Annotated in this window: 11 protein-coding genes and 1 tRNA gene; 4 read left to right on the top strand and 8 right to left on the bottom strand. The window is 33.5% G+C overall.

Annotated features, from left to right (window positions below; genetic code table 11):
* Position 1 precedes the first annotated feature (1 nt).
* Positions 2–610, top strand: a complete 609-nt coding sequence (locus ABFU83_RS03710; protein WP_347069048.1) for a DUF6705 family protein — start codon at positions 2–4, stop codon at positions 608–610.
* Between the two features lie 31 nt (positions 611–641).
* A complete protein-coding gene (locus ABFU83_RS03705) occupies positions 642–1,250 on the top strand; it encodes a DUF6705 family protein (protein ID WP_347069046.1) in 609 nt (202 codons plus the stop codon).
* A gap of 559 nt (positions 1,251–1,809) precedes the next feature.
* On the opposite strand, the gene ABFU83_RS03700 is transcribed toward ABFU83_RS03705, so the two are convergent.
* The 6 genes from ABFU83_RS03700 to ABFU83_RS03675 form a co-directional block, all read right to left on the bottom strand.
* Positions 1,810–2,415, bottom strand: coding sequence for a hypothetical protein (locus ABFU83_RS03700; protein WP_347069045.1), 606 nt, complete (start codon positions 2,413–2,415; stop codon positions 1,810–1,812).
* Between the two features lie 754 nt (positions 2,416–3,169).
* Positions 3,170–4,171 carry a hypothetical protein gene (locus ABFU83_RS03695; RefSeq protein WP_347069044.1) on the bottom strand — a complete coding sequence of 334 codons (1,002 nt, stop codon included), beginning with the start codon at positions 4,169–4,171 and terminating at the stop codon, positions 3,170–3,172.
* 521 nt (positions 4,172–4,692) lie between these two features.
* On the bottom strand, positions 4,693–6,600 hold the full coding sequence (locus tag ABFU83_RS03690) for a DUF262 domain-containing protein (protein WP_347069042.1): 1,908 nt from the start codon (positions 6,598–6,600) through the stop codon (positions 4,693–4,695).
* 175 nt (positions 6,601–6,775) lie between these two features.
* The gene (locus ABFU83_RS03685; RefSeq protein WP_347069040.1) at positions 6,776–7,570 is read right to left on the bottom strand and encodes a hypothetical protein; all 795 of its coding nucleotides are present in this window, start codon (positions 7,568–7,570) and stop codon (positions 6,776–6,778) included.
* 5 nt (positions 7,571–7,575) lie between these two features.
* Positions 7,576–7,836 (bottom strand): hypothetical protein, encoded by a 261-nt coding sequence (locus ABFU83_RS03680; protein ID WP_347069038.1) that lies wholly within the window; start codon positions 7,834–7,836, stop codon positions 7,576–7,578.
* A 755-nt stretch (positions 7,837–8,591) separates the two neighbouring features.
* Positions 8,592–8,679 (bottom strand) — tRNA-Ser (locus ABFU83_RS03675).
* A 240-nt stretch (positions 8,680–8,919) separates the two neighbouring features.
* On the opposite strand from ABFU83_RS03675, the gene ABFU83_RS03670 reads away from it, so the two are divergent.
* Both ABFU83_RS03670 and ABFU83_RS03665 read left to right on the top strand, forming a co-directional pair.
* Positions 8,920–9,735: a helix-turn-helix domain-containing protein gene (locus ABFU83_RS03670; RefSeq protein ID WP_347069036.1), complete on the top strand. Its 816-nt coding sequence runs from the start codon at positions 8,920–8,922 to the stop codon at positions 9,733–9,735.
* Positions 9,736–9,805: 70 nt separating this feature from the next.
* On the top strand, positions 9,806–10,279 hold the full coding sequence (locus ABFU83_RS03665; RefSeq protein ID WP_347069034.1) for a DUF6265 family protein: 474 nt from the start codon (positions 9,806–9,808) through the stop codon (positions 10,277–10,279).
* A gap of 55 nt (positions 10,280–10,334) precedes the next feature.
* On the opposite strand, the gene ABFU83_RS03660 is transcribed toward ABFU83_RS03665, so the two are convergent.
* Positions 10,335–11,525 carry an aminotransferase class V-fold PLP-dependent enzyme gene (locus ABFU83_RS03660; RefSeq protein ID WP_347069032.1) on the bottom strand — a complete coding sequence of 397 codons (1,191 nt, stop codon included), beginning with the start codon at positions 11,523–11,525 and terminating at the stop codon, positions 10,335–10,337.
* Between the two features lie 32 nt (positions 11,526–11,557).
* Complete coding sequence (locus tag ABFU83_RS03655) at positions 11,558–12,814, bottom strand: PKD domain-containing protein (protein ID WP_347069030.1); 1,257 nt, start codon at positions 12,812–12,814, stop codon at positions 11,558–11,560.
* Positions 12,815–12,984: the final 170 nt, after the last annotated feature.

Raw genomic sequence — 12,984 nt, 5'->3', positions numbered from 1 at the left:
TATGAAATATATTCTTAAATTTCTCATGTTGCTAACCTTCTTCTCATGTAAAGCACAAATCATAGTGCCTCTTGCAGCAGATAGCGATGCAGCATATACAAATGGTACTTATAACAAAGATGTTGATAATGATTTTAGTAAATATATCGGTACTTGGAAATATCAAAACGGCACTACTGCACTAACAATTTCTTTAGTAAAGAAAACTTTTGAGTACTTCCCGTATAAAAATTACTATCAGGATTTGTTAGTTGGAGAATACAAATATGTTCATAATGGAACTGAAATCATAAACACTTTATCATTGCTTGCTAATAACTCACTACGAGGAGATGATCACAGTATTTCCGGAAATTTGATTTGGCCAAAAAATTTGTACCCTATATGTAGTGATTGCGAAGAGAATGAACGTCGTATTAAATTGTCAATTTCTGATCCTGAAAGAACCTATTTAAGCAACTCTATTGTTTTACGATATAAAAATGACAATGGAACCCAAAAGATCATTGTAAAAATATATAAGAGTGATAATTCTATTATGCAACCCGAAGGTTATCCAAATGAGATGCGTGTTCCTTATGGAGAATATATTTTGACAAAGCAACCGTAGTTAGACAGTATTAGCTGTAACTAAATACAACATGAGATATATTTTCACAACGCTTGTTTTATTTGTCCTATTCTCCTGTAAGGCACAGACTGTGGTCTCACTTGCAAGTGATAGCGATTTAGCTTTTACAAACGGAACTTATAATAAAGATGTAGATAATGATTTTAACAAATATGTTGGAACCTGGAAATTTATACAGGGTAGTACCAGTTTGACTTTTGAGATAAAAAAGCTAACATTTAACCATTATCAATCAAAGAATTATTACGATGATTTATTGGTTGGAGAATATCGATTTATTGAAAATGGTGTTGAAAAAATAAATACTTTAAGTCAAATGATCAATCCGCCTGTTAAGGCTGGGTATCACAATATTTGGGGCAATTTAATATGGACAAAAAACTTATTCCCTAAGTGTGATGATTGTTCTCAAAATGAGAGAAGAATAAAACTGTATATTACAGATCCTGAAAGAAAATATCTTGACAATGCTGTAATCTTACGATATAAAAATGAAAATGGAGTAGAAAGGATAATTGCTCGAATATATAAGAACGATACATCTGTAATGCTTCAAGAAGGAGCGCCGGATGTAATGCGTGTTCCTTATGGAGAATATATTTTAACAAAACAACCTTAGAATTTCTTAGGAAGTTTACCTCGTTCCTGTAAACGGCAAGATGTCCGGTTGTTAAATAAGCCGATCTTTTAAGCCCTTAACTCGGAACGCGTGGGCTTAGTTTGTAGTAAAGATTGATGCCTGTTTACTTTTAATGTGAGTAGACAGTTTTTTTCTGTCTGGAATTAAGATGCTCAATAGCGCGGATTTTTAATCTGTGCCTGCGAAGAAAGATAACATTAAGCATAAAAAAAGCCCTGATAAAAAAATTATCAGGGCTTTTTAAAAGTGGCGGGCTGAGAGGTATCACAATCGAACACCTGATGCCGTTTTTGTTGTATTTTGATAAGGTTGGATAATATATATGATCGTATTGTTTAGTATTATTATGGCTTAATTATTTATAATGTCCCGCCTGCTTTGTACTGGTGGGAATTTTTGTTACCGATGTTTACGAATATACAGAAAAGTTAGAGATAGAAAACTTATTTCGAAGAAAGAAAAATTTTCACTGACCATTACCCGATTAAAGCTGAACTAAGCCATTTCACAAAACCGCCGTTATAGATTGCTTTAATATTTAATTATTAAAATCTTCATATTGATAAGAATTTGTTGTCAAAGTTTTGTCTTTTAAATACCCAAAAAAAGTGTCTTGCCTATTCGGATTAGTAATGTATTCAATTCCGCTTACACAATCATTTGTATCGAATTCAAATGTTACTTCGCCTTTTGAATATAATTTTAAGTCACAAGCTCCATAGGGAAAATAGATTGATGTGTCAAGCCAATACTCGTAACTATCATTGTCTATATTTTCCAGTGTCCACTCTCTCTTATATTTTACTTGTTTACCAGTTTTGTTTTTTAAGAATTCCTTATTATCATATGGTGAAATTGATATTTTTCCAGCTACAACATTTCTAAATGTCAAAGTCCCGAAGCCCTGAATAGTCGTTTCATTACCAGAAGATTTCTGAATTACTGATTTTAAATTAATTTCCTTATCTAAATCTAAGTATTGTGTCCAGTCAAAACCTGCCATTAAGCCTACTCCCCATATTTTAAATGAAACAGTCGAAGGCAAAAAAATAGTTGGATCGAAAAATATAGTCTTGCTGTCATAAAAGCTAACACTTTTTACATCATCAAATATTTCTCTTGTCAAGTCTATTGTTAATTTCATTCTATTTCGTTTCGTCTGTTAGGGTTGCCTATAACGTGCAGCGGATTTGCACTAGTGGCGGAACTTTAATAATTGATTTAAAGATAAGCAAATTTTGAATTAGTGGATTATTTTCCAAGAAAGAGAAAATGGGCTATTGTATGAAACCGTTGCTACAGGCAGTTATGGTCACGAAAAATATTCAACTACTTCTTTATCTTCAACTCCAATATGGTTAGCGATATGAAAAACGTCTTTTATCCATGGATGTTTCAAAGCATCATTTCTGTCCAAAATTTTCCCCAGTATTTCATGTTTCCAAGGCGATTCTTCTTTGTCTATTAAACCGATTTGATAATTGCCTTCTTTTGTCTACATTTTAAAAGGAAACGAAAACCTGTTTTTAGGCTCTTCGTCAGTTCCCCAATCTCCAATACTGATTATTCCGATCACAATTTTTTCTTCGTGATCTTTGGTGAACTTTATATAATAATTGCAAAAGTCTCATCATCTTCATACACAAATCTAGTTAACTTCACGGTTTCTTTTCCGCAACATTCACATAATTCAATATTTAGTTTTTCAGATTCTATTTTCAGCATGATTTTCTCTTAAGCAAGGTTTGGAGATAATTACCTGTAATGTTATTTGGCTTTGCGACTGTTGCTGAAATTGAAACTGAGTTCGTTCGGCAAAGCTAAACGTAGTTAGGAAATCTAGACGTAATTTCATAACTTAAAGCAACAATCGTGCAAAACCGCTGTTGGCAGATGTACTAAATCTTTTTACTTACATTTTCTATTACATTAGTGACGAGATTTGGTGAACCTATGTCATTTTCAGCACCGCCGTATCCAGTATTTTGGTGTGAAAATATTGCCTGTGTTGCTTGGACTAATAGTTTATCGTTGCCATCTTCTGATTTAGCCGTATCCAATAGACTTAATGTGCTTTTTAAAGAATTTGATTTATGAGAATTGATTATAAAATTATGCATTTGAGCATTATAATTTTTCGCACAAAATCTAATTCCATAAATTAAAAGGGAATAAAGTAATAACTTAGAAAAAATATATTTCCCATAAGAAATATAGATTGTATTATTTATGATAGTTAGATCATATTTTACTTTATCTGATGCAAAATCTTTTTGAATTGATTTTGCAATATTTGAGAATACATCACTGTTTTTCAGGGTTATACAAAGTATCCAAACTAGTGCAACTAGTAATAAAAACAATGCTACAGCCCAGATAATTGCAATTTGTTTATTCGTTTTTGCGTCTGTTTGGAAATCAACACCTTTATCTGCAAATTCAAGCTTGGCTTTAAAGGAATTTAGTTTTTCCTCTTCCAAAAGAATACTTTCAGTCCGTTTTTGAAGGTCTTCTTTAATCTGTTGTATCGCATTTGATTCTGCTTGAAGTTTTTCTCTTTCTTTCTCGGCCTCTTCACGAGCTTTTGCTAGAATCTTTTGTTTCTCATCTTCAGTAACAAAATCAAGATTTCGAACAGACAAATCTATATCATCCATCATTGCGCTAATTACGCTACGAAGTTGGTTCATAGAACTCAAAAAAGAATTATAGTCTATCACGCTAATATCTACTTCGTCAACTAATTCTTTGTAATCTGGGTTATTGTCAAATAATCTTTTAATATAGAGCTTGAGTTTATTACGAACACTTGTTAAAGTTGCCGTATCAAATTCTCCCCGAGATAACGCTTCATCAAGCTCTGTGAGCAATTCGAATAATTTATTTTTAATTTCATCCATAGTGTTGATTTGGTTAAGTGTGCAATATATCTGCCAACTGTGTTTTTTACGAAGTTTATTTCGTCAAAAAGCATATCGCTATGCCTACAAACACGTAAGAAACTCATTTATACACAACAAAGCAATACGTATTTTTACCTAATTTACAAGATAAAATATTGAAATAGAATCCGTAATAAAAAAAAGAAAGTCGCTTTATTTACCAGAAAAGAAAATCGCAAAGTATAACAAATAAAAAAAGCCTTGATCATAAATCAAGGCTTTTGTAAGAAAAATCTGTCGGACTGAGAGGTATCACAATCGAACACCTGATGCCGCTTTTGTTGTATTTTAATAAGGTTGGATGATTGAAAATAGGTTATAGGTTTATTATTTATAACGGTATGGCATCGCCAAATGTTGGGATTCTTTGCTTTAGAGTTTAATTGAAGAACGAAAGTTTAACCTTGTACAAAATGTTCAACCGAAGCCATTCAGCACCGATTTTGTCAATACTTTGCTGGCTGCTGGTGTTTTCTATTCTAATCCTCGTCAGCAATTGCTTCTTGTTCTAAAAATTCTTCGCTTGTTATTTGAGCGTCATTATTTATTGCTAAAACTTTTTTGAGTTCTTCTTTTAATTTTGTCTTTCTTTTTTCGTAAAATATTAAAAAGTCTTTAAACTCTATACTAATGTCTTCTGGTATATAATTGCTGGTTTTGAAATGTGTCTGATCATATTCATTTTTTCTGGATAACCAAATATTAAATGCAGTTGCGTTTTTTGACTCGTTTTGTCTGCCTTCTAAAAGTTGTAGATTAGGAATAGAATCTCTTCGTTTTAACCATTCATCGTGTTCTTCTTTATTCAGACCAATTAAGTTAAAATTGTCAATGTCAAATTTAGATGCAGGGTGTATGTGGTCTTGATGAAATTGAACTTCTTTATATTTTAAATTAGGATATAATAATGACAGAACAAAGAAAGATGAAGCACCTTTTCGGTATGACATAAAATTGTCTAACTCAATTTCAGTTATGTAAAGAGATTTTTTTGAAGGAAGTTCAAGTTTTAATATTTCTTCAAAAGAAAAATAATTGTTCTTTAATTTATAAACTGCTTTGCCATTTTCATCTTTTGATTGTGTTCGGAAAAAGTTTCTTAAAAATGCAATCAATTGGTCTTGTGAACTACCATAAATACCATTCAACAATGAATGTATTAGATATTTTTTTATGTCAATTTTTGTTGTATCGTTAATAACGCCACTTTTGTATATGTAATAAGCAATTATTATGGTCGCATTTTGAGAAGTTAGTAAACTTTGATTGAATCCAAATTCCACTAAAAGTTCTACAGTTTGTTCTATTGCATTTGCAATCTTTCTCCATTCATCTTTGATTTTTTGAACATTTTCAGATTTAAACGAATTAACCTTGTAAAGAATAGGAGCATCAGTCAAAACCAAACAAGAACGCATTAAAAACTCGTTTGAGAAGCCGAAACCATCGCCTTTTCTGTTGATTTTTTGTAATAGCGCTTCAATTTCATCTCTTCCATTGTCCCAAGTAGCGACAATAGTAGAAAATAACAAGTCTGTTTTATTTAATTGCGTTCCTCCGCTATTTACTCGTATGAATATTTTCAATATATCTTCTAAATCTTGCTTGTCAATTTCAAAGTAGTTAATAAGTTGGTCAGATGATATTCTTTTATATAAAGTTTCAAGCGTTTTTTTGACTAATCGTCTTTTCTCATTGAGAATATCTTTTTGTTTTTGGGTCTTACATTTTGAAATAAAAGAATCAATGATAACATCAATTTCTGGGTCAGCTTTCCATGTCAATATATCTCCGACCTTGAACCAAAACATATTATCTTCAAGAACTCTTTCATTTTCGTTTTCGTCTTGTTGCTTTATTTTTCTATAAATCCAATCTTCACTTTCTCCGTCTGTTAGAAATCTAAATTCAAAATTTTGTTCTTCAATAGTTTCAATATCATTTTCCGTGTTAACTCGATATGGTAATGAAAGTAAGTTTAGATAGAGTTTTGACTTACGATAAGCATTATCGTCTGCCCAACGCATATATGGTGCTTTTTCGGTGTGTGTTCCTTGGAGTCCAATATACATAGAGCTTAGTCTTTGTTGTCCGTCAAGTACGCCAATTATTTCTGTGTTTAAAAAACTCCCGGATTTCTTTATATTATAAGGATTTCTTTGATCGTATTCTCGTAGAAACTCATAAAAAACATAGTTATTTGCAACTTCTTTATTTAGATTCCAAAAAAGAAAAGTTCCAATAGGAAAGTTTCTCATTAATGAATCAAAAAGAAGTTCAATTTGAGGTTTACCCCAAACAAATTTTCTTTGTAAAGCTGGTAGGAAAACTTTACTTTCTTCTATCTCTTTTACAATTTGTAATATGCTTTTGCTTTTGTATGCCATTCCTTTGATCGTTGATTTTTTTGTGTGTTACGTTAGACTTGCTGCCAAGATTTCGCGGCTTTACGAACTTGCGAACTTCGGCATCCTAGACTTTCTGCTAAGATAAAATTTCTTGTAAGTGAAATGTGCAAAAATCACATTTTTCACTCGCAAAACCATTCTTAGCTGTAGTTTTTTAATAAGAACTAGAAGTGTTTCTAATTATGAAAACTAAATCTGCTTTTCTTTTAGACTCTTTTTCTTCAATTTTTTCATCGTTTTTCTCAGATGCTTTTGAAATAAGCGATTCTATGTCTGTTTCAAATTCGACTTTCTGGTAATTATTAAGAGTTTCGACAATATCTTGATATGTATATATTTTTACTTTAGGATTATATTCTCCCATACAACAAACAATTTCGGATAGTGGATGAGAGTAAACAGTGTGAAAATCAGAAAATTCCCAAGTGTTTTTGGACAAAGTAATACGTTCTACAGTATCTATGTCCACATAACTTAAACCAAGTTCTTTTTCACTGTAGAAATTACTACATCTATTAGTGCCATTATATCTAAAATTCCTAACACCGTTATAAAAAAGATAATTTACATGACAACCTTTATGAATTTGATAATCTCGTAACTTTTGCCATTGATATGTACCGAGCGAATTTCTGTTTAAACCATCATACATATTACCTAATTTTAAAAGTTTTGCTTGGAAAGCATAAAGCTCAAAATCATTAGTTCTACGCTCTATATAAATGTCAATATCTGAGCCCCATTTTTTTTCATTTCCTGGTTCAACAGCCCAAATTGAATAATTTAAATTATTAGAGTGATTAAGAATTTCTGAAAGCAGTTTTTTAGTGTAATAAATTTCTGCAGCGTTTACTCCTGCAGTATGAAATGAAATTATTTCATTCCAAATGCATTCTGAGACGTCTTTAATTAATTTACATCGATTCGTCCTTGATAAATTATTAGACATAGTTTTTAATTAATATCTTTTGTATCATATATATTTTTTTTTGTATTCTGTATTTTAAGTTGAATGCTTTCATGATCTATTAATTTATTATCCTGTGAAAATACTTCGTCAACAGTTTTTATAGCATTTATAAGCGCTACTTCATTTAGTTTTCCTTGTTTCAATTTAAATGCACTATATTCTTTATGAGAATTGTTTTTGAATGGAACATTATATCTTATAGTATGTTTTTTTAGAAATTGTTTACCTTTTTCAAAAGAACTCAAATCTTTAACTACATTTTCATCTATGATCGCCCCCCATTCTTGAGCTTCTGCAATATCATGGGCATAAACTAAACCTTTCCCATATAAACATTGTACACAATATGAACCGCCATTTATGTTTTTATTTTTACCTAAAACAACTTTAATATTCCCTTTTACAATAGAGCCTCTTAATGGGAAGTTATAACCAATTTCTCGCCAATTAAAATTATAAGCTACTTCAACTAATTCAAGTAAATCTTCTTGGTTACAAGTATTTGTCCAAAATAAAAGACTGTATCAGAAATACTTAAACAATTAATTTTAGACTCAGACAAGTCTGCAAGTAATACACCGTTTTTTGGTTCTTGATATTTTCCTTTTCCGAGACAGTTTTCTATATCTCTAAAAATATGTCCCATTCTACACATTAAAATTTCGTCTTCGTTGTTTTGGATAAATTGCTTGAAGCCCATGAAATCAAAATATGCAAGGTAAAGTTCTTTCTTCGTAAATGTTTTCTAAAATTACATCTAACATTGTTTTTACGAAACTTCCCTCTTTTTTTCGTAAAAAAGCTTTATAGCTCTATTTTATAGACTCACAAGAAAGCAATTTATACCCAACAAAGCAATACGTATTTTTACTTAATTTATTAAGATAAAATATTGAAATACAATTATTAATAAGAGAGAGTACCTTATTTGCCAGAGGAGAAAATGCTAAAAGTATTGTAAATAAAAAAAGCCCTGATTTACATCAGGGCTTTTTAAAAGTGGCGGAGAAAGAGGGATTCGAACCCCCGGACCTGTTACAGTCAACAGTTTTCAAGACTGCCGCAATCGACCACTCTGCCATTTCTCCAGTATGTTACAACCATTTCCTGATTGCGGTTGCAAATATAACAAGCTTTTTCGTATCTGCAAATCTTTATGACTAAAAAACAGTAAACTTTTTACAACAATAGCTTAATTCGCTCAAAATCAAAATACAATTAGTAAAAATAAACATAGCGTCAGTTCTACAAATTCGTTACTATACTATCTTTGAGAATCGAAACGAAAAGTATTTGCCCATTTCTGAGTTTATTTTAATAATAAAACTATGTATTATAAAACATTTGATCCGGCTTCGGAGTTACGCGAACTTATAAAATGCTATTGGATTCTGGAAAGTCCGGAAGAAGCAACACCGGAACGACAAACCATTGTTCCCGACGGTTGTATGGAAATGATTTTCCATTATGGCGATCTGTACCGGCAATACCTGCCCGACGGGAACAATATTCTACAACCCAGATGTTTTGTAATCGGACAACTCACCCAACCGTTGGAAATTGAGTCTACAGGAATAACCGGAATTTTTTCGGTTCGCTTTCACCCTGGCGGTTTTCTTCCCTTTACCAATGTTCCAATTCGGGAAATGGAAAATACCGCCGTTTCACTGGAACAACTATTTAGCAACGACGGACTCGAAATGGAACAAAAAATCCTGAATGCTTCATCGGTAACAGAACGTATTCAGTATATTGAAAACTTTTTACGAAATCGGCTAACCGACGCCAATACCATTGACCGGATTATCAAAACTACGGTTGAAACTATTTTAACCGCCAACGGTCAGCTAACCATTGAAACCGTTTCCAAACAAACCAATGTCAATCGCCGGCAACTGGAACGCAAATTTGCCACCGCTATCGGCTTAAGTCCCAAACAACTTTCTAAAACCGTACGACTTCAAGCGACTCTTAAAATGTTGCTCAGCAAACAATTTACCAGTTTTACCGCTCTAGCCCACGAAAATGAATATTATGATCAAGCGCATTTTAATAAAGATTTCAAAGAGCTAACCGGACTTACACCAAAAGAATTTTATGGTGATCAACTAAAAATGTCCGCTCTTTTTTATGGAACGGAATAGTAGTGTCGCATTTTTACAATTTTAAAAGCATCATATCCTGCAATTTTGTAGTGTCAAAAAACAATCAACTATGAAAACAAAATTAGCGTTACTGTTTGTCGGTCTTCTCATTTTAGGGGCCTGGACAGTACAGGAATCAACCGACATCAAAAAAGCCAATTGGATCATTGGCACGTGGGAAAACAAAACGTCCAAAGGTAGTCTTTACGAAACCTGGCGTAAAATTAACGATCACGAATACCGTGGCAAAAGTTATATTTTACAAGGAAAAGATACGGTCGTTTTTGAAACGGTTCAACTCGTTCAGGAAGGATCCAATCTGTTCTATATTCCGACGGTTAAAGATCAGAACAACAACCAACCGGTGCATTTTATTGCTAAAATAAGTTCCGAAAATCAATTAATATTTGAAAACCGACAACACGATTTTCCACAGATGATCACCTATACCAAAACAGGCACAAATACGCTAACCGCCGAAATTTCCGGTAGCAAAAACGGACAGGAACGGAAGCAGTCTTTTCCGATGAAGCGGATAAAATAAAAAGCGTTCCATTAGAACGCTTTTTTATCATTTTTTTAGAAATAGACTTCTCAAATTATAAATCGTTAATATGATTTAAAAGTCGGTCTACTTCGTCGATCGTATTAAAATAATGTGGTGAAATTCGAACCACGCCTTTTATTCCTTTTTTATCAAAATCAATCACGCCCGATTCACGAGCACTGATGCTACAATACACATCTCTTTTTAGCAATTCCTCTTTTAATGTTACAATTGGTTTTTCTCCTTTTGTAAATGTCAGGATATTGCAAGTCACAGAACCCTGATCAAAAGTCACTACTCCAGGTATCGTAGCGATATTTTTCCGAAGGTATGTCATTAACTGATCATTATAGGACTGAATGTTTTCTATTCCAAGACCTTTCTGATAACGGATAGCTTCTTTTAAGCCCAACAATAAAGCATATGGAAGTTCCCAATACTGAAAACGTTTCCCTTGTTCGATTAGTTCAAATGTATCTTCCGAACGCCAGATCGCTCCGGCTCCATCGATAAAAAGCGGGTGAATTCCCTGCTCCAGCATCCGATCCGAGATATATAAAAATCCCGTACCTCTTGGTCCGCGTAGAAATTTTCGTCCGGTAACACTCATAAAATCACATTTTATTTTGGCTACCGAAACCGGCAACTGTCCAACCGACTGGCAGGCATCCAATAAAAAGGTCAGTCCTTCACGTTCACAGATTTCACTCACTTTTTCAACATCCTGGACAAGACCTGAATTGGTAGGTATATGCGTTACACAAACCAATTTCGGCTTTTTTATAGCGATAAGACGTTCAAAATCTTCAAAATCGATATCGCCGTTTTCAGTATTTCGTACCTTTTGAATCGCAATCCCAAATCGTTTTTGCAATGATAAAAACTGCATTTGATTGGTCACATAATCATCGGCTGTAGTCAGAATCACATCCTCTTTTTGAAAATCGATTGCTGATAGTGCTTTGGCATAGGCATCGGTAGCACTATGCGCAAAAGCGATATTATGGGGTTTTGCTTCAATTAATTCAGCTACTTCGTTATAAAACTGTTGGATTTCGGCACTATTCCGATCGAAAGCCGCATAGCCACCATACTTTTCTTCTTCAATAAGATATTCCTGTATTTTCGCCATAACCGGTTTGGGCATCAACGAAGCACCGGCGTTATTAAAATATAATTTATCGAGACAATTGGGTGTGTCTTTTCGAATCTGATCCAGATTTAAGTTGGTATTATAAAGCATTACTATAGTCTAAACCCCTTTTAAAAAAGGCATTATTTTTTAAGAAATTTATAAAACTGTTTTTCGGTTTCCTTTTGAATCTGAACAAAATATGTACCGGGAGCAAGCTGTGCTGTATCGAGTTCTATCACTTCATCCGTTTTGGAAACTGCAACACGCATCGATTTCCCTAAAACATCGCATACCGTGATTTGATCAAAATCGACAGCTGTTAGATAAATCCGATCAGTAGTTGGATTCGGATACATCCGGATTCGTTTTTTAGTAAAATCGTTGTTGGATAATGCGGTAGTGGTAACCGTTTGTGTTTTGATTGCATTCGTATTACAGGCATTGGTTGTCAGGCTAACGGTGTACGTTCCATTGGTCTGATAGGTATGTTGTGGGTTTTGTATAGTGGCTGTTGCTCCGTCGCCAAAATTCCAAAAATAGGTTGTCGCGGTTGGATTTAATGATTCAAATTTATACGTTCGGTTTTGAAGGTCGTCCCATTTGAAATCGGATGGATTGTCATGTACTCCGACAAACCAGGTTTCAGGATGATCAAACACAATATTTTTTACGATTCCTTTGATCATATTAGCATCGTCTTGTGACAAATCACCCATAAATGGTGTTAATGTGGGATCCTTTTTAAAAAAAATGGTATAAAATGTAAACGCGGCAGCCATGGAACCGATATAGGATGGATGCGAATTATCTTCTACATACAACTCCATACCCGGATCTTGTTCCCGGATAGCGCGCCAGACTTTTGCTACCGGTGAAACCAGACTTTTATTATCGGTAGCCATTTGCATATACGAGGTATACAGGGCATTGTCCATTCCTTCATAGGTACACAACTGTGGGAGTCCGTTATTACAGTTTTGCTCATCGCCATACTTACGTCCCCAGGTCATATAAAAAACCGCAGAACCACACGGATTGGCTGTTTTAAACGCATCGACCAATTGCCGGGCATACGGATATACCATAGTAGCCACCTGTTGCTGTGGAAACGACGGCAACTGACTCTGTTCCTGTAAAACCACATGGTCCCAGTTCCCTTCAGCGATTTTATTCAACACCGTTGGATTGGCAGCATGCTGTTGAAAACGCGAACCACCGGGCGTATGACTATCATATTCTAAATGATCATTTGTAGATAGTGCTATTTTTTGGATTAACTCCGGCAGGTTGTTATAATACGTATAACTATTCCCTACAAAATATACCCTTTTGGTGGTCTGCGCATAACTCCAGGTTATCCATAACAAACACACGATAAGCAAGCTTTTAAATTTCATGGTTTTACCGAATTATATTTATTTTAAATAATGCAAACAATTCTTAAATAATATATACGAATATACTTAAGTATTCTGATATTTTTAATAAATCATCACTTCAAGTAATAAAAAATAGTAATTCCTATAATTAAAAAGCCCCCGGGACGATCCCGGAGGCTTTCACCTCA

The organism is Flavobacterium sp. WV_118_3 (assembly GCF_039778605.1).
Taxonomy (GTDB): Bacteria; Bacteroidota; Bacteroidia; order Flavobacteriales; family Flavobacteriaceae; genus Flavobacterium.
The sequence above is the reverse complement of the archived record's forward strand: the minus strand, read 5'-3'. Positions and strand labels throughout refer to the sequence as shown.

Excerpts from the sequence above, each read along its gene's own strand:
- ABFU83_RS03710 (WP_347069048.1), top strand. The coding sequence starts at position 2 with ATGAAATATATTCTTAAATTTCTCATGTTGCTAACCTTCTTCTCATGT.
- ABFU83_RS03685 (WP_347069040.1), bottom strand. The coding sequence starts at position 7,570 with ATGTCTAATAATTTATCAAGGACGAATCGATGTAAATTAATTAAAGAC.
- ABFU83_RS03700 (WP_347069045.1), bottom strand. The coding sequence starts at position 2,415 with ATGAAATTAACAATAGACTTGACAAGAGAAATATTTGATGATGTAAAA.
- ABFU83_RS03655 (WP_347069030.1), bottom strand. The coding sequence starts at position 12,814 with ATGAAATTTAAAAGCTTGCTTATCGTGTGTTTGTTATGGATAACCTGG.
- ABFU83_RS03705 (WP_347069046.1), top strand. The coding sequence starts at position 642 with ATGAGATATATTTTCACAACGCTTGTTTTATTTGTCCTATTCTCCTGT.
- ABFU83_RS03690 (WP_347069042.1), bottom strand. The coding sequence starts at position 6,600 with ATGGCATACAAAAGCAAAAGCATATTACAAATTGTAAAAGAGATAGAA.
- ABFU83_RS03660 (WP_347069032.1), bottom strand. The coding sequence starts at position 11,525 with ATGCTTTATAATACCAACTTAAATCTGGATCAGATTCGAAAAGACACA.
- ABFU83_RS03665 (WP_347069034.1), top strand. The coding sequence starts at position 9,806 with ATGAAAACAAAATTAGCGTTACTGTTTGTCGGTCTTCTCATTTTAGGG.
- ABFU83_RS03695 (WP_347069044.1), bottom strand. The coding sequence starts at position 4,171 with ATGGATGAAATTAAAAATAAATTATTCGAATTGCTCACAGAGCTTGAT.
- ABFU83_RS03670 (WP_347069036.1), top strand. The coding sequence starts at position 8,920 with ATGTATTATAAAACATTTGATCCGGCTTCGGAGTTACGCGAACTTATA.